Annotated in this window: 15 protein-coding genes; 4 read left to right on the top strand and 11 right to left on the bottom strand. The window is 58.1% G+C overall.

All coding sequences use genetic code 11. The features are described 5' to 3' along the window. Positions 1–22: 22 nt before the first annotated feature. From JJD66_RS18570 to dapA, 3 genes are read right to left on the bottom strand one after another with little or no spacing between them, the layout of a single operon-like run. Entirely contained in the window at positions 23–781 is a 759-nt protein-coding gene (locus JJD66_RS18570; RefSeq protein ID WP_054897606.1) for an MBL fold metallo-hydrolase, read from the bottom strand. A gap of 4 nt (positions 782–785) precedes the next feature. After that, on the bottom strand, positions 786–1901 hold the full coding sequence (gene bamC, locus JJD66_RS18565) for an outer membrane protein assembly factor BamC (RefSeq protein WP_032892980.1): 1116 nt from the start codon (positions 1899–1901) through the stop codon (positions 786–788). Positions 1902–1918: 17 nt separating this feature from the next. Next, positions 1919–2797 (bottom strand): 4-hydroxy-tetrahydrodipicolinate synthase, encoded by an 879-nt coding sequence (dapA, locus tag JJD66_RS18560; RefSeq protein ID WP_096143723.1) that lies wholly within the window; start codon positions 2795–2797, stop codon positions 1919–1921. 262 nt (positions 2798–3059) lie between these two features. Here dapA and JJD66_RS18555 point away from each other — a divergent pair, with 262 nt between their 5' ends. Together JJD66_RS18555 and JJD66_RS18550 are read left to right on the top strand one after the other, a co-directional pair. After that, positions 3060–3620 (top strand): glycine cleavage system protein R, encoded by a 561-nt coding sequence (locus tag JJD66_RS18555; RefSeq protein WP_003189463.1) that lies wholly within the window; start codon positions 3060–3062, stop codon positions 3618–3620. A 14-nt stretch (positions 3621–3634) separates the two neighbouring features. Next, on the top strand, positions 3635–4108 hold the full coding sequence (locus JJD66_RS18550; protein WP_057701165.1) for a peroxiredoxin: 474 nt from the start codon (positions 3635–3637) through the stop codon (positions 4106–4108). Positions 4109–4127: 19 nt separating this feature from the next. On the opposite strand, the gene JJD66_RS18545 is transcribed toward JJD66_RS18550, so the two are convergent. Then, positions 4128–4367, bottom strand: a complete 240-nt coding sequence (locus JJD66_RS18545; protein WP_014717366.1) for a sulfurtransferase TusA family protein — start codon at positions 4365–4367, stop codon at positions 4128–4130. 95 nt (positions 4368–4462) lie between these two features. Between JJD66_RS18545 and JJD66_RS18540 the strand changes: the two genes are divergently transcribed. Beyond that, entirely contained in the window at positions 4463–5896 is a 1434-nt protein-coding gene (locus JJD66_RS18540) for a M48 family metalloprotease (RefSeq protein WP_105226110.1), read from the top strand. Between the two features lie 68 nt (positions 5897–5964). Here JJD66_RS18540 and JJD66_RS18535 read toward each other — a convergent pair whose 3' ends face one another. The 4 genes from JJD66_RS18535 to rpoE all read right to left on the bottom strand — a co-directional run bounded on the left by JJD66_RS18535 (position 5965) and on the right by rpoE (position 9813). Then, positions 5965–7401, bottom strand: coding sequence for a DegQ family serine endoprotease (locus JJD66_RS18535; RefSeq protein WP_014717365.1), 1437 nt, complete (start codon positions 7399–7401; stop codon positions 5965–5967). A 234-nt stretch (positions 7402–7635) separates the two neighbouring features. Next, positions 7636–8595 carry a MucB/RseB C-terminal domain-containing protein gene (locus tag JJD66_RS18530; RefSeq protein WP_200648725.1) on the bottom strand — a complete coding sequence of 320 codons (960 nt, stop codon included), beginning with the start codon at positions 8593–8595 and terminating at the stop codon, positions 7636–7638. A 16-nt stretch (positions 8596–8611) separates the two neighbouring features. Next, on the bottom strand, positions 8612–9199 hold the full coding sequence (locus JJD66_RS18525; RefSeq protein ID WP_200648724.1) for a sigma-E factor negative regulatory protein: 588 nt from the start codon (positions 9197–9199) through the stop codon (positions 8612–8614). Positions 9200–9231: 32 nt separating this feature from the next. After that, the gene (gene rpoE / locus JJD66_RS18520) at positions 9232–9813 is read right to left on the bottom strand and encodes an RNA polymerase sigma factor RpoE (protein ID WP_003172477.1); all 582 of its coding nucleotides are present in this window, start codon (positions 9811–9813) and stop codon (positions 9232–9234) included. Between the two features lie 460 nt (positions 9814–10273). Here rpoE and nadB point away from each other — a divergent pair, with 460 nt between their 5' ends. After that, positions 10274–11881 carry an L-aspartate oxidase gene (gene nadB / locus JJD66_RS18515; protein WP_200648723.1) on the top strand — a complete coding sequence of 536 codons (1608 nt, stop codon included), beginning with the start codon at positions 10274–10276 and terminating at the stop codon, positions 11879–11881. Positions 11882–12495: 614 nt separating this feature from the next. On the opposite strand, the gene JJD66_RS18510 is transcribed toward nadB, so the two are convergent. The 3 genes from JJD66_RS18510 to JJD66_RS18500 form a co-directional block, all read right to left on the bottom strand. Beyond that, positions 12496–12735, bottom strand: a complete 240-nt coding sequence (locus JJD66_RS18510) for a hypothetical protein (protein WP_012273933.1) — start codon at positions 12733–12735, stop codon at positions 12496–12498. Between the two features lie 957 nt (positions 12736–13692). After that, positions 13693–14142 carry a hypothetical protein gene (locus JJD66_RS18505; RefSeq protein WP_131672185.1) on the bottom strand — a complete coding sequence of 150 codons (450 nt, stop codon included), beginning with the start codon at positions 14140–14142 and terminating at the stop codon, positions 13693–13695. A 194-nt stretch (positions 14143–14336) separates the two neighbouring features. Beyond that, the gene (locus JJD66_RS18500; RefSeq protein WP_012273935.1) at positions 14337–15776 is read right to left on the bottom strand and encodes a tyrosine-type recombinase/integrase; all 1440 of its coding nucleotides are present in this window, start codon (positions 15774–15776) and stop codon (positions 14337–14339) included. Positions 15777–15780: the final 4 nt, after the last annotated feature.

The following is a 15780-nucleotide window of genomic DNA, read 5'->3' as shown; positions in this document are numbered from 1 at the left end:
GCTCCGCTTTGAGTAAGGTGGGCTAGGCGATGTGTCGCCAGTCGAGCCCTGAATCTTGATCGGCCAGTTGCAGCCAGTCCGGGTCGCACCCGAGGGTGTCGACAAAACATTGCCGGGCAAGCGTCGGCAGGTTGTTCTTGCTGCTGAGGTGAGCCAGGACCAGGTGTTGCAGGTCTTGCCAGCCCAACTCATACACCAGGTATGCGGCCTGGTGGTTGTTCAAATGTCCCAGCTCGCCGCCCACCCGTTGCTTGAGAAAGTAAGGGTAGTGACCGCGTGCCAGTAGATCCCTGCAGTGGTTGGACTCGATCATCAAGGCATCGAGGTCCCGGTATCCGTCCAGCACCCTGGCGCAATAGGAACCCAGGTCGGTCAGCACGCCGAAACGCCGCTGGCCGTCACTGAATACGTATTGCGTGGGCTCCTGGGCATCGTGGGCCACCGCGACGACATTGATGCTCAGGGCACCGATTTGCAGTTGCTCGCCACCGGCCAGAAAACCTGCCGGCTCAATGGGTTTGCGCATCCCGCGCAACGTGCCGCGACTCAAGTACACCGGCAGATTGTAGCGCCGAGACAGCAAACCCACGCCATGCACATGGTCGGCATGTTCGTGGGTTACCAGAATCGCGCTCAGTTGCGTGGGGTGAACCCCCAGGCGCAACAGGCGCCGCTCGGTTTCCCGCAGGGAGAAACCACAATCGACCAGCACGTACGTGTCATCATGGGCGACCAGCGTACCGTTCCCTTGGCTACCGCTGCCGAGAACGGCAAAACGCATCGGATCAGCCCAGGTTGTCTTGAATCACGCCCAACACTTTGCGCGCTGTTTCAGCTGGCGCGACGGTGTTGATGTTCTTCTCGACGGTGACTTGCACGCTTTCACCCACCTTGCTCAAACGAACCTGATAACGCTCGGCACGGGTTTCGATCTCTTCCTTGGTCGGCGCGCTGCCGAACAATTTGCCGAAGAAACCTGGCTCATCGTCTTTCTTCTCGGCCTTTTCAGCCACGTTGATGTAGTACAGGCCCAGGCTGCGGTTGATGTCTTCAACGCGCCAAGGGCCCTGCTCCAACGCACGGCCAACACTGGCCCAGGCACGGTCGAGGTCTTCACCCAGGTTCAGCACGACGTTACCGCTGCCGTCTTCGGTGAGGCTGACGCGGCTAGGGGTGTCGTAATCACGGGCGGCGAGCAGGGAAACGGAACCGCCCTTCTCGGAGATACGGCTCATGCTGGCCAGCATCTCGTCGACCAGCGCGGCGTCGACGCCGGTGTTAACCGAGCGCGGCGTGAAGTCGACGTCAGCCGTGCTGCCGGCAGGCCGCTCGGCGCTGACTACATAGACTTCGCTGGTATTGCGCTGCACGCCGGGCTCGATGCGCACACGCACACGGGCTTCGCTGTCGGCGGCTACACCGCCCGCCAGCAGGCGCTGGGCCATGTTGGCGGACAGCTCGCGACCTTGCTGCCATGCGGTGGTGAACTCACCGGTCTGCGGACGTTGCTGGTCGAGGCGGAAACCGTTGTCCTGGAAGAACTGCACCGCCACCGGCCAGACTTCGGCAGGCGGACGCTGAGCCACGATCCAGCGGTTGTCGCCGCTTTTCTGCAGGCTGTAGTCGCTGGCATCGGCCACGGCCATAATCGGCTGTGGGCGCGGCACTACGTACTCACCCTTGACCGTGTCGTCGGCGACGTTGCGTGGAATCGGCAACAATGGGTCAAGGCGCTTGGCGACATTGACATCAGGCGGCAGTTGCATCGGTTTGGTTGCTTGCGCTTCCAGGTAATCGCTGCCGCGGTCACGGAAGTAGCCTTCCGGGCCCCATACCCAACCGCAGCCACTGGTGCTGGAGATAATCAAGGCAAGTGCGGAAAGTCCGGCCAATCGCTTCATGCGTAGTGCTTCCTCAATTAAACCAGGACGCCGGACTGGCGCAGGGCCTGTCGCAGCGGTTCGTGACAGGCTTCGCTGAGGGGGGTGAGCGGCAGACGGATACCGTCCGGCATCAGGCCCATCTCAAACAGCGCCCACTTCACGGGAATAGGATTGGATTCGATAAACAGTGTCTTGTTGAGCGGCATCAGCTTTTCGTGGATGGCGCGAGCGGTGGCTGCATCGCCCGCGATGGCGGCGGCACACATATCGCTCATGGCGCGCGGGGCCACGTTGGCGGTCACGGAGATATTGCCCTTGCCACCCAGCAGGATCAGCTCGACAGCGGTGGCGTCGTCACCGGAATAAACCAGGAAGTCGCTGCTCACGCCGGCCAGGATGTCCTTGGCGCGTTGCAGGTCGCCAGTGGCCTCCTTGATGCCGATGATGTTCGGCACGGTGGACAGGCGGATCACGGTCTCGGCCTTCATGTCGCACGCAGTGCGACCCGGTACGTTGTAGAGGATCTGCGGGATCTGCACGGCTTCGGCGATAGCTTTGAAGTGCTGGTACAAGCCTTCCTGGGTCGGCTTGTTGTAGTACGGGGTAACCAGCAGGCAAGCGTCGGCGCCGGCCTTCTTGGCGTTTTTGGTCAGCTCGATCGCTTCACGCGTCGAGTTGGCGCCCGTACCGGCGATCACGGCAATGCGGCCTGCTACGCGCTTGACCACGAACTCGATCACCTGGATGTGTTCTTCCACATCGAGGGTGGCCGATTCACCTGTGGTGCCGACCGCCACAATGGCGTTGGTGCCCTCTTGCAGGTGGAAGTCCACCAGTTTGCCCAGGCTGTCCCAGTCGAGACGACCTTGTGCATCCATGGGTGTGACCAGTGCCACCATACTGCCCGCAATCATGCAACCGCTCCTGCCGGAAAAAGAGAGCCGTAATGGTACTGGCGCCAAGATGCTTGTACAAGCGAAGTACCGCGTGAGGATGCGTTCTGGCGCAACTAAACGTCGGGCAATGACATCATCGGGCCAAAGGACCGCCCGAAGCCGGCTGATCACGCAATGAAAACGCCACCTCCTAGCCCTTGGCGACGCTTTTCGCTACCCTTGATCCTTTGATCGATACAGCCCACACGGTATCGACCGCTCATCGCTTTAGGAAGGCTGCATGTCCACCCCCACAGTTCGCGAACAATTCCTTGTTATCAGTGCCCTCGGCGCCAACCCCATGGAGCTGACCAACGTCCTGTGCCGCGCCAGCCATGAGAACCGCTGCGCCGTCGTGACCTCCCGCCTGACCCGCCATGGCGAGTGCAGTGCGCTGGTCCTGCAGATTTCTGGCTCCTGGGATGCCTTGGCGCGCCTGGAAACCGGCCTGCCGGGCCTGGCCAAGAAGCATGATTTCACCGTCAACGTGGTACGCAGCGCCGCTCTGGAAAACCGTCCCCAGGCCCTGCCTTACGTAGCCTATGTCAGCTCGGCCTACCGTTCGGACATCGTCAACGAGCTGTGCCAGTTCTTTATCGACCATAACGTCGAGCTGGAAAACCTGACCTGTGACACCTACCAGGCGCCACAAACCGGCGGCACCATGCTCAATGCCACCTTTACCGTGACCTTGCCGGCCGGCGTACAGATCAGTTGGCTGCGCGACCAGTTCCTCGATTTCGCCGATGCCCTGAACCTCGACGCCTTGATCGAACCATGGCGCCCACAGAACCCCATGTAAGGAAGTACCTCTCTATGCCGGTAGCCATCGACACACCCGTGGCCGATTTCGAGGCCCAGGCCACCAGCGGCCAGACCTTCAGCCTCGCGGCCCTCAAGGGCAAGCAAGTGGTGATCTACTTTTACCCGAAGGACAGCACCCCAGGCTGCACTACCGAAGGCCAAGGCTTTCGTGACCAGTACGCCGCATTCAAGGCCGCCAATACCGAAGTGTTCGGCGTGTCGCGTGACAGCGTGAAGTCCCACGAGAACTTCAAGGGCAAACAGGCATTTCCTTTCGAGCTGATCAGCGATAAGGACGAAGCGGTCTGCCAGCTGTTTGATGTGATCAAGTTGAAGAAGCTGTATGGCAAGGAATACCTGGGTGTGGATCGCAGCACATTCCTGATCGACAGCCAAGGCGTGCTGCGTCAGGAATGGCGCGGCGTGAAAGTGCCGGGGCATGTTGATGCAGTGTTGGCGGCAGCGCAGGCGCTGAATAAGGCCTGATTCTGCGTCGACAAGGCCGTCAGGCCTTGCGCAACCAATAACGGTACACACCCTCGGCGGCGTCTTCATGCTCCAGGGTGTGGCCGGCCAGCTTGGCAAAGGTGCGAAAATCACGCTGGGAGCCGGCGTCGGTGGCAGTCACCTTGAGCACGGCACCGCTGGCCATTTTATTGAGTTCCAGCTTGGCCTTGAGCAACGGCAAAGGGCAGTTAAGACCGCTGGCGTCGAGTTCGGCGTCACAGGCTACAGCGTCGGTCATGGTGCTACTCCAGGCAAACATTCGGGCCGCTTAGAATATCTGGTCCCAAGCTCAGTGTCCGGCTACAGTAAGCTCTTTGTCGAAAGGCTTTGTGCATGACTTTTTTGCGCCCTACCCTGCTGACGCTGGCCTGCCTGCTGGCCTCCCCGGCCTTTGCTGACGACCTGCCGTCACTTGGTGACGCCAGCTCTGCCATAGTCTCGCCGCAACAGGAATACCAACTGGGCCGCGCCTGGCTTGCTTACCTGCGCGGCCAGGTTTCGCAACTCAATGATCCGCAACTCAAGGATTACGTTGAAACCAGCGTGTACAAGCTGGTGGAGACCAGCCAGGTCAATGACCGGCGCCTGGAATTCATCCTGATCAACAGCCCACAGCTCAACGCCTTTGCGGCTCCCGGTGGGATCGTCGGGGTCAACGGCGGCCTGTTTCTCAATGCACAGACCGAAGGCGAATACGCGTCGGTAATGGCCCACGAACTGGCGCACTTGTCTCAGCGTCACTTTGCCCGAGGCGTGGAAGCGCAATCACGCATGCAACTGCCGATGATGGCCGCCCTGCTTGGCGGCATTATCGCCGCCGCTGCGGGTGCCGGCGATGCCGGTATCGCCGCGATTGCCGGCTCACAAGCCGCCGCGATCCAGGAACAGCGCCGCTTCTCTCGCCAGAACGAGCAAGAGGCCGACCGCATCGGCATCCTCAACCTGGAGAAAGCCGGATACGACCCGCGCTCCATGCCCACGATGTTCGAACGGCTTATGCGCCAATACCGCTTCGACGCCAAGCCACCGGAGTTCCTGCTGACTCACCCCGTGACCGAATCGCGTATCGCCGACACCCGCAACCGCGCCGAACAAGCCAAACCTGGCGGCAAGGAAGACAGCCTGCGCTACCAACTGATTCGCGCACGGGTGCAGCTCAAGTACGAAGACACACCAGGTCTGGCCGCCAAGCGCTTCCAGGCGCAGCTGGATGAGAACCCTAAAAATGACGTAGCGCGTTATGGCCTGGCCATCGCTCAGATCAAGGGTACTCAACTCAAGGAAGCGCGGGAAAGCCTGGCGCCGCTGTTGGCCAAGGCGCCCAACGACATTACCTACAACCTGGCCCAAATCGAACTGGACATCACCAGTAACCGCATGCCGGATGCGCAGCAACGTACCGACCGCATGCTCACCCAGTACCCCAGCAACTATCCGCTGAACCAGGTGCGGGTAGACCTGCTGCTTAAACAGAACCGTACCGCCGATGCAGAAAAGGCACTGGATGGGCTGCTCAAGTCGCGACCGGACGATCCGGACGTGTGGTATCAGGTCGCCGAGACTCGCGGCTTGTCCGGCAACATCATTGGCCTGCATCAGGCTCGCGCCGAATATTTCGCATTGGTGGGGGATTTCCAGCAAGCCATCCAGCAGTTGGACTTCGCCAAGCGGCGCGCCGGCAATAACTTCCCGTTGTCCTCACGCATCGACGCCCGTCAGCGTGAGCTGATCGAGCAGGAGCGCTTGGTGAAAGGCATGATGAGCTGAACCCGCCGCCCACAAAAAAGCCCCGCTGCCGTTAACCGGCAGCGGGGCTTTTTTATAGGTCTAGCGGATTACTCGGCCAGTTTGAAGGTGATGAAGCTGGCACGGCCTTGACGCAGGACGCGCATCGACACCGAGCGATTCTTCGGCAACGCCTTGGCGATGTCGGCGAATTCCTTGGTGGTATCGATTGCCTGGTTGTTCAAGTGGGTGATCACGTCACCCGGTTGCAGGCCGATCAAGGCGGCTGGGCCGTCCTGAACTTCCTTGATCACTACACCGCTTTGCAGGTCGAAGGTTTTCTTCTGCTCGGCGGTCAGTTCAACGACGGCGATACCCAAGCGGTTACTGCTGCGCTCGGCGCCTGGCTTGGCGTTGCCCAGGGCGTCCAGGGTCGCGCCTTCTTCCGGAATTGCCCCAACGGTCAGTTCGACGTTCTGGCGCTTGCCGTCACGAATCACTTCCAGCTTGGCTTTGCCGCCGGCCTTGAGTGCGCCGACCAAGTGTGGCAAGTCCGCCGACATGATGATCGGCTGGCCGTTCATGCTCAGGATGACGTCACCGACTTTCAGGCCGCCTTTGGCCGCAGGGCCATTGTCCTGAATCTGCGCCACCAGGGCACCGGCCGGCTTGTCGAGACCGAAGGACTCAGCCAGGTCCTTGTTCACTTCCTGGATTACCACGCCCAACCAGCCGCGGCTGACCTTGCCGCCGCTTTTGAGCTGATTGGAGACGTCCATGGCTACATCGATCGGGATCGCGAAGGACACGCCCATGAAGCCACCGGAGCGGGTGTAGATCTGCGAGTTGATCCCCACCACTTCGCCGGCCAGGTTGAACAGCGGGCCACCGGAGTTGCCCGGGTTGATCGGCACGTCGGTCTGGATGAACGGCACGTAGTTTTCGTTTGGCAGGCTGCGACCGATGGCGCTGACGATGCCTTGGGTAACGGTGTGGTCAAAGCCGAACGGAGAACCGATCGCGACCACCCACTGACCGGCCTTCAGGTCTTGGGACTTACCCAGTTTAAGCACCGGCAAGTCCTTGCCATCGATTTTGAGCAAAGCCACGTCGGAACGTGGATCGGTGCCAATCAGCTTGGCCTTGAGTTCACTGCGGTCCGCCAGGCGCACGAGAATCTCGTCGGCATCGGCAATCACGTGGTTGTTGGTGAGGATGTAACCGTCAGGCGAAATGATGAAGCCGGAGCCCAGGGACTGGGCTTCGCGCTGGCCACCGCCGCCACGAGGAGAGCGAGGTTGCGGCATCCCGCGTTCGAAGAACTCGCGCAACATGGGCGGCAAGCCTTCCAGGTCGGGCATCTGCTGGTTCGAGACTTTGCGATCCGGCAGCTTCTGCGTGGTACTGATGTTCACCACGGCAGGCGAGGCCTGCTCCACCAGCTGGGTGAAGTCAGGCAGCTCGACCGCTTGCGCAGGTAAGGCCTGGCCCAGCACCAGCACTGTGGCGACTATGGATAAGTAAGACTTCAAACGTGGTATCGACATACAGCTCCCGTTACGACGAGCAGGGTTAAGCGACAGGGTTCAATAAACGCCGGATACTGCGAGCGGCATTTTTGTTCCGCGAACAAACAAGGCCAGAGCCATCAAACCCTGACCTATAAAAAACATGGGAAGTTTTTGCAAGTGAAAATGCTGATCCAGAGATTTCATACGCCCAGCACCCAACGAAATTCGGGCCCAGATTGATAGACCAGGATGAACATAAGATTAACAATCTCAGGGCTTGGCGGCGGCCTTTTCACCACGCACCGACAACGCGATACGTTCAGCTGTGCCGATGGGAATTTCGCCCACCACCGTGACCATCATTTCGCCATCTACCGTATTCAAACGCCGGGATACTGCCACGGTCGGCCCAAGCTGAGCGCGGGTTTCATTCACATCAGCGCCGTTGGCTGACTCAAGAAACACCGAAAAACGCGCGAGCCCATCGTCATACATCAGGCTGTCGACGGTAGATTTCGTTTGGGCATCTTTGCGCGTAGCGCTGCTGATCTGTTGGAAACCAGGCGGTAGCCAGTCCAGATGCCACCTTTGCGTCGCAGACAGATCAGGTGCTTTAGCGGCGGACATCGTTACCGGCGAACAGTCGCCACTGGGCTGCAAGTCCTGGTCAGAAGGAATGGCCGAAGCATCCAGACGGGTGAACTGAAAACGCTCCAACAACTGCCCTTGGTCATTCAGCAGCAAGGATTTAAGCGGCAGCGCAGTTTCACGGTCCAGGTGTAATTCAAACCCATAACGGTAGGGATCACGCGGGCTGATCGACACAATCACCGCATGACGACCGGCCACGCGCGATTTGCCAATAACGGCCAGGTCATAGAATAAAGTGAGTTTTTTTGGATCAAGAATACGCGAGGGTGCCTCAGGTGACTGACCGAGACCAGCCGCCAATGTGCCACTGACACATTGTGCCCGACCATCAACCCTGGCCGCTTCCTGGGCGGAGCCGTCAAGTTGCAACAAGCGTTCACGGACATGACCATTCTGGACACGGTGCCAGATGTCATGGGTAGAAAAACTGCCGTTACGTTCGTAGACAAACGTACCTTCAAAGCTTTGCTGCTGCTCTGCACGCCCAAGTCGAGTCAGCCAGTCTTGGGCTTCATCGGCATGGGCGGATAGTGCAAACCAACTACTGAGCAAAAGCGTAAGGAGCGGTATGGCGCGCATAGGGCTCCTTAGCGAATCAGCGGTTTTCCTGGCTTGCTGCACGAGCGTATGGCAGAGCGCTGTCAGTGCCTTTGGCAGCCGATTCCTGCGCATGTTGACGCAGGTAGCCTGGAAGGCGCTGATCCTGCCAGCCGGATTGCCCCTGAAGTACACCATTAGCCATAGGGCCGGTGGTATCAGTGCTTTCGTTGTAGCCAGCCAGCACGGCCGGACCTTTGACTTGCGGACCGGCCATGACCGGTTGCTGAGTCTGTTGGGCCAGCTCGTTGCCTGCGATCTCGTCCTGGTTGTACAGGCGAACACCTGCCAATACAGCAACGGTCACCGAAGCGGCCACTGCCAGACGACCCAGGCTGCGCCACGGACCACGCGAGGCTTTTGCCGGAACGGCTTCATCAGCCAGTGCAGCAGAAACGGCCGCAGCAATATCCAGACGAGGGATTAGGAGATCCTTGTGCATCACCGCCCGAGCGACTTGGTAACGAGACCAGGTATCACGGGTTTCGGCGTCATCAAATGCGTTGAGCACTCGACGAAGTTCCAGTTCATCCGCTTCGTTATCCATCACTGCGGACAGCGATTCCTGCAGGGCATCACGACTCATGGCGGTTCCTCTCTTGGCTGTCGCCGCTGTCTTTAGTTTTCCTGCAACAACGGTTGCAAGGCTTTGTCGATGGCTTCCCGGGCCCGGAAAATCCGCGACCTCACAGTCCCCACCGGACATTGCATGACGCTCGCAATGTCTTCGTAACTCAGACCATCGAATTCACGTAAAGTTAACGCCGTACGCAAATCTTCTGGCAGTTGCTGAATAGTGCGATGGACGGTGCCTTCGATCTCGTCGCGCAGCAATGCACGCTCCGGCGACTCGAGATCTTTGAGGCCGTGATCACCATCGTAGAATTCAGCATCTTCCGAACTGACATCACTGTCTGGTGGGCGGCGACCGCGTGACACCAGATAGTTTTTCGCCGTGTTGATGGCGATGCGGTATAGCCACGTGTAAAACGCACTGTCACCGCGGAAATTTCCAAGTGCACGGTAAGCCTTGATAAAGGCTTCCTGCGCAACGTCCTGCGCTTCATGGGTGTCGTGCACAAACCGCACGATCAACCCGAGAATTTTGTGCTGGTATTTCAGCACTAGCAGATCAAATGCTCGCTTATCACCGCGCTGTACGCGCTCGACCAGCTGCTGATCCTCTTCCTGGGTTAGCATGAACACTCCTCGTTGTACTTGAAGGAGGCTTGCATAACTAAACGATCAGGCTTGCAAACATAGACTCGGGCTTTTCGCAAAAGTTCTCCCCCTTCAAGCAAGTTTCCGGCATGCACTGATTTGGCACACACGAAAAACGCAGCACGGTCGGTGCCGGCTGCGCGAATAATCTTGTCGCCGGTTTCGTGACGCGTCCAATGCTCCCGACGGGCCAATAAACTCAACGTTTTCCCAGCTTTCGGGCAACCTGCTATTGAGTCGGGGCTTATGCAAAAAGTTCCCGTCCCGCCAACCGGCCGTTTCCCAAAGCTGCGCAGCATAATCTCACAATGCCACGAAGGCGTGGCTATTGTGCCGCTCCACCCCTCTATATACTAGTGGCCCGTGTGACCCTTTGATTCGCCGATCCAGGCGTCCTGTTTGCGCCCCCCTTTGGATCGCTTTTTGCGGAATCCGTCAAATGAGCCAACAGTTTCAACACGATGTCCTCGTAATCGGCAGCGGCGCCGCCGGCTTGAGCCTGGCCCTGACCCTGCCCAGCCATTTGCGTATAGCGGTTTTGAGCAAAGGCGACCTGGCCAACGGCTCGACCTTCTGGGCCCAGGGCGGCGTTGCTGCGGTGCTGGACGACACAGACACCGTGCAATCCCACGTCGAAGACACCCTTAACGCCGGCGGTGGCCTGTGCAACGAAGACGCCGTGCGCTTCACAGTCGAGCACAGCCGGGAAGCCATCCAATGGTTGATCGACCAAGGTGTGCCCTTCACCCGCGATGAACATGCCGGCAGCGACGACGGTGGCTTTGAGTTCCACCTGACCCGCGAAGGCGGCCACAGCCATCGCCGAATCATTCACGCTGCCGATGCCACGGGGGCCGCGATTTTCAAGACCCTGCTCGACCGGGCCCGCCAACGTCCAAATATCCAATTGCTGGAGCAGCGCGTCGCCGTCGACCTGATCACCGAAAAACGCTTGGGCCTGCCGGGCGAACGCTGCCTGGGCGCCTACGTACTCAACCGCACCAGCGGTGAAGTCGATACCTACGGCGCACGCTTCACCATTCTCGCCTCGGGCGGCGCCGCCAAGGTCTACCTCTATACCAGCAACCCCGACGGTGCCTGCGGCGACGGCATTGCGATGGCCTGGCGCTCGGGCTGCCGGGTCGCCAACCTGGAGTTCAACCAATTCCACCCCACGTGCCTGTACCACCCGCAGGCCAAGAGCTTCCTGATCACCGAAGCCCTGCGCGGCGAAGGCGCACATTTGAAGCTGCCCAATGGCGAACGCTTCATGCAGCGCTTCGACCCACGCGCCGAACTGGCACCACGCGATATCGTCGCCCGCGCCATCGACCACGAAATGAAGCGCCTGGGTATCGACTGCGTGTACCTGGACATCAGCCACAAGCCCGAAGCCTTCATCAAGACCCACTTCCCGACCGTCTACGAACGCTGCCTGACCTTCAATATCGACATCACCAAGGGCCCGATCCCCGTGGTACCGGCCGCGCACTACACCTGCGGTGGCGTGATGGTCGATCAGCATGGCCGCACCGACGTGCCGGGCCTGTATGCCATCGGCGAAACCAGCTTCACAGGCCTGCACGGCGCCAACCGCATGGCCAGCAATTCATTGCTTGAATGCTTCGTGTATGCGCGCTCGGCGGCAGCGGACATTCTTGAGCAACTGCCGCGCATCCCGGTACCGGCCGCCCTGCCCCGCTGGGACGCGAGCCAGGTCACCGATTCGGACGAGGATGTGATCATCGCCCACAACTGGGACGAGCTGCGGCGCTTCATGTGGGACTATGTGGGCATCGTGCGCACCAACAAACGCCTGCAACGGGCGCAACATCGGGTGCGATTGCTGCTGGATGAGATCGACGAGTTCTACAGCAACTATCGCGTAAGCAGAGACCTGATTGAATTGAGGAACCTTGCTCAAGTAGCGGAACTGATGATCAGGTCTGCCATGAAACGTAAGGAATCTCGGGGTCTGCACTACACGTTGGACTATCCAGAGCTGCTGCCAGAGGCGAAGGATACGATCCTTACACCCGACAAATGAGGCACGTTAGGAGCCATAGCGTAGCACCATGGGGCCCCAGTTTGTAACAGCTTTGGCGCACATTTGTCCCAACGCTGAGGTCCTTATCACCTGCCCGCAAGGGTCCTTATCGTGCGCCTGAGCGAGCATGCGAGGGCCTATGGGGGTAAGCGCGCAGGTTAGTAGTTACAGGTGGTCACTCAGATTTTTGTGCCAGATCCTCATGAGGTGCCCTTGAGGCACCCATACAGCCAGAAGGCCACATGGACACCAACGCAGGCCCGTAGGCCGCGCTAAACGTGTCCATGAAGTTGTCCTAAGAGTTAAGGGATCGGTGAACCGTCAGGTTTGTGAGACCGTATTGAGTGGCAATCTCAAGGATGCCCTCATAGGATTTAGGCCAGCCTCCACCACTTGAGTCGTTGGTGGCCCCTGACTGGAGCAGGGCAAAGCAAACGGCTGCATATGGGGTCAGGTGATCGACTTGTATCTTCGTAACCACCCGTTTGTCCTTGTAGGTATAACAGAGAGTAAAACTCATGGCTGGCCTTGCCGTAACATGGTCGATGCCCAAGCATAGCAACTAAACAGCTCGCCCATGAGGCCCATTACGGACCTCATGGATACAGCGGGTGTTACGGCTTGACGACCACACGGGTGATCAGCGGAAAGTCTACGGTCTCGACCTGAAGTTTCTCAGTAGGGTCCGCTGGGTTTGCCAGCTTGATCTTGACCTTGGCCTGAGCCATTACGTCAGCCACACCGCTCACCTCAAAGTCCCAGCCCTGTACGCCAACATTACGGCTCGCAAGGATCTTCCATACGTCGCCTTCTTGGTCATGACGGAACGACAGCGAGGCAAAGCCCTTGTGCATCTCGAAGTACGTTGTCGTGACGCTTGCCAGTCATTGCGGCAATCTCGACGGTGGTCATGGTGATTTCTTTGATACCGTTAAACATAGTAGTGGACTCCTTTTGAATGCTCCCTGAGTTCGCTCCCACAGGCCGACCGTCAAGGCCCCACTACGGGCATCGACCATGGCTCAAGAAGCATTCAGAAAGACTTGACGTTGAAGTAAGCCCAGCGACGGACGTAGAGGAATTCAGAGCGACCGCTTAGCTAAGCAGTCTGCCCTGTTCTTGTGAGGATTTTTAATCTGGTCATACTGGAGACCCAACGAGCCGTTACGGTCACAGTTCGGTTACCACGACACCGAAGGTAGACCCAAGATCTTAATGAGCTACCTTAAGGTAACTCTAAGAGTATTCTCTTTAAGTTTTTATTCTTTATAGAATTAAACTAATAAGACTTAAACTTATAGTCATCTTATAGAGGTCTTTAAGTTAAAAGGCCCCTTTATACTGTGCGATCAGTGATAGGAGGCCCAAACCTATCAAGGGTCATTCCACACGGAGTGGTCAGACAGAATCGCTACAGTGGACCTGATGCTGGTCCCAGAGGTCCCGTTAGGGCTCTGCTTGGTGGTCGTGGGGTCTTGGATATAGGGCTACCTATGAGAGGTAGCGCCAGTCACTGGACGTACACGCCTTGCCCGCAGAGGGCCACCTTGAGGTGACCTTGCGGCATCTTGAAAGGAAAGCAACGCTGATTTAGCCTGTCCCTCTTTGGGTGAGGGTTTTTAAATCTTCGTCGAACGTGCTGCCAACTTGTTAGTTAAGCCACACGCTACAACTGGCTACGCTGTCTCCGACCACTCCGCCCTGTAAGACGCAGTTCGCTGATCGACGGACTCACCTGCTGCTTCACCCAGCTCCAAATCGCTTCGGACCGTGGTACCGATAAGGAATAGCGCTCAGAGCACAAACTAAATCTAAGCCATCCCGCTATACCGTTTGTAAACTTTTAGCGGACACTGAATTTTTTTGCTCAGCCACTCGAATAGCTCGTTACCTCCAGAAAGCATACCTTCCTCGAACTCATCAAAGCCGAAGAGCTTCGCCGCTTCCGAATCTGACTTAAGTGCCATGCGCACTACGTGATATTGCGCCACCGCCGCGCTTGCATCTTCTTCACCATAGAACACGCAAAAAATAAGCTCCAGCGCATTAAGCTCGAATGGACAGCCTCGACTTTGACTGGCTGCATCATAAAAACCACTTATATAGCCCATCAGCCAAAGATCAATAATCGGTTTTCCGTCGTTGGTCCAGTGAACTAATGGAGGATTTCCTCTATCTTCACCACCGCAGAGTAACTGGTACTGCGCCTTGAGCGCCGAGCACACATCAGCTACAAGGTCTGTCACCGCTGGACTACTCACAGGGTAAACCTTCGGCGCTGGCTCGCTCCGCCTCTTAAAAAAACTCATTAGGCCCATTTGCAATGGATTCCTTTCAACCCGTAATGGCTGAAGGCTACCACATACCCAGCGAATCTCCTGAAGCCCGCACACCATAAGCACCATTGAGGCGCTCGCATTGCCTCCGTACAGATCGAACGCCAGCGACCCTCGAATCAGCCTTCTGATAATGCCTCAATCAGAGCTTCGGCCATTCGTTTTACCTCAACCGCACTCCCAGCCCCGTACAGGTCATAACTGATCGACCCCGAGGCGTGCCCCAAGATGGACTCAGCGGTCCCCACAGGCACCTCAGCGGCCTTCAGGGCACCGGCCAGAGAGTGACGCAACGAGTGGAAGGTCTGGGTCCGATCAGCTTTCAAGCTCAAGACATCCCGTAGCGCCCCATTAAGCACGTTCGAGAACTGACCAGCTCCCAAGGTGAACAGCCGAGAGTCGGCCTTCCTGACAAACTCAAGGAACGCCTTAAGGTCGAACCCATAGGCCCCGTCAGTTAGCGGTATGACACGCAGAGCATTCTTGGTCTTGGCTGTCTTGCCATCGTTCCTATTAATGTCGATGACCCACACTTCCCCGACCTGCTTAACGTCAGCTTTGGTCAATTGCCTCAGTTCCTCAATACGGGTCCCAGTGATCGCACCAAGGGACAACGCCCAGCGCTGCCATGCGTCCACTGGTAGAGAATTAGCATGGGTCATCAGAGCCTTTACCTGAGCCTGAGAGAGCGCCTCACGCGAACTGTCAGCGCCCTTAGTCGGCTTCAGACCCTTGTCGAAACTCTTGTCGAGATAGCCGTTATTCACAGCCCAATCCATGACCGTCGATAGCCGGGTCAGCAGCTTCTTAACCGTCGACGGTTTACGGTCCTCAAGGAGCTTGTCCCGTAGGCCCTTCATCTCCTCCCGTGTGTGGCTCTTCATGTCCAAGTCACCAAGGACCGCACCGATGGCCTCACACGATGACTTCACGTCCCGCATGGTGCTGGCCTGAATGCTGTCCTTGCGTTCCTCCATGTAGAGCGCAGAGAGAGACTTAAAGGTCAGACCCGGAGAAGCATTTACAGATTGGGAGAGAAAGAGGGCTTCAGGCGTGCCACAAGGTTCATCGTTGAGGTCCTTAACGATCTCGACCAGCTTCCCTGAACGGCCCCGCATACGCTCCTGAGAGGCCTCAAGGATCTCAAGGGCCTTACTGACTGCCCGCTGCTGATTCACACTCAGAGGCAACGTTGCGGACGCCTTACGCAACGCCAAGTGATGCTCATCGTTGATCATCTCGTAAGCGACCAGTGAGCTGTCACCGTGTGCCATCGTCAAGTTGTACTCAGCGAAGTCAGTCAGGCGCGCGCGCAGTTCATCCCATGACGCCTCTGGGTTGTCCAAGTGGTAGGCCTTGAGGGTCGAAAGGATGTCGTCTGAGATGGTCATTGCGGTGGCCTTGTCGGTGGTCCTGAGTGACAGCGTGAAGAAGCCCTTAACGGTTCCTTGCGGGCGAAGGCGAAGGTAATAGCGACCAGACCGGCGATAGTGGTATGGCTTGGCGAGCGCAGTTTGTAACAGGTTTGTCCCACTTTGGGAGCGGTGGTTGACGGTCATCGGC

The organism is Pseudomonas sp. MF6751 (assembly GCF_016613265.1).
Lineage (GTDB): Bacteria > Pseudomonadota > Gammaproteobacteria > Pseudomonadales > Pseudomonadaceae > Aquipseudomonas > Aquipseudomonas fluorescens_BV.
This window is presented reverse-complemented; position numbering and strand designations above follow the sequence as displayed.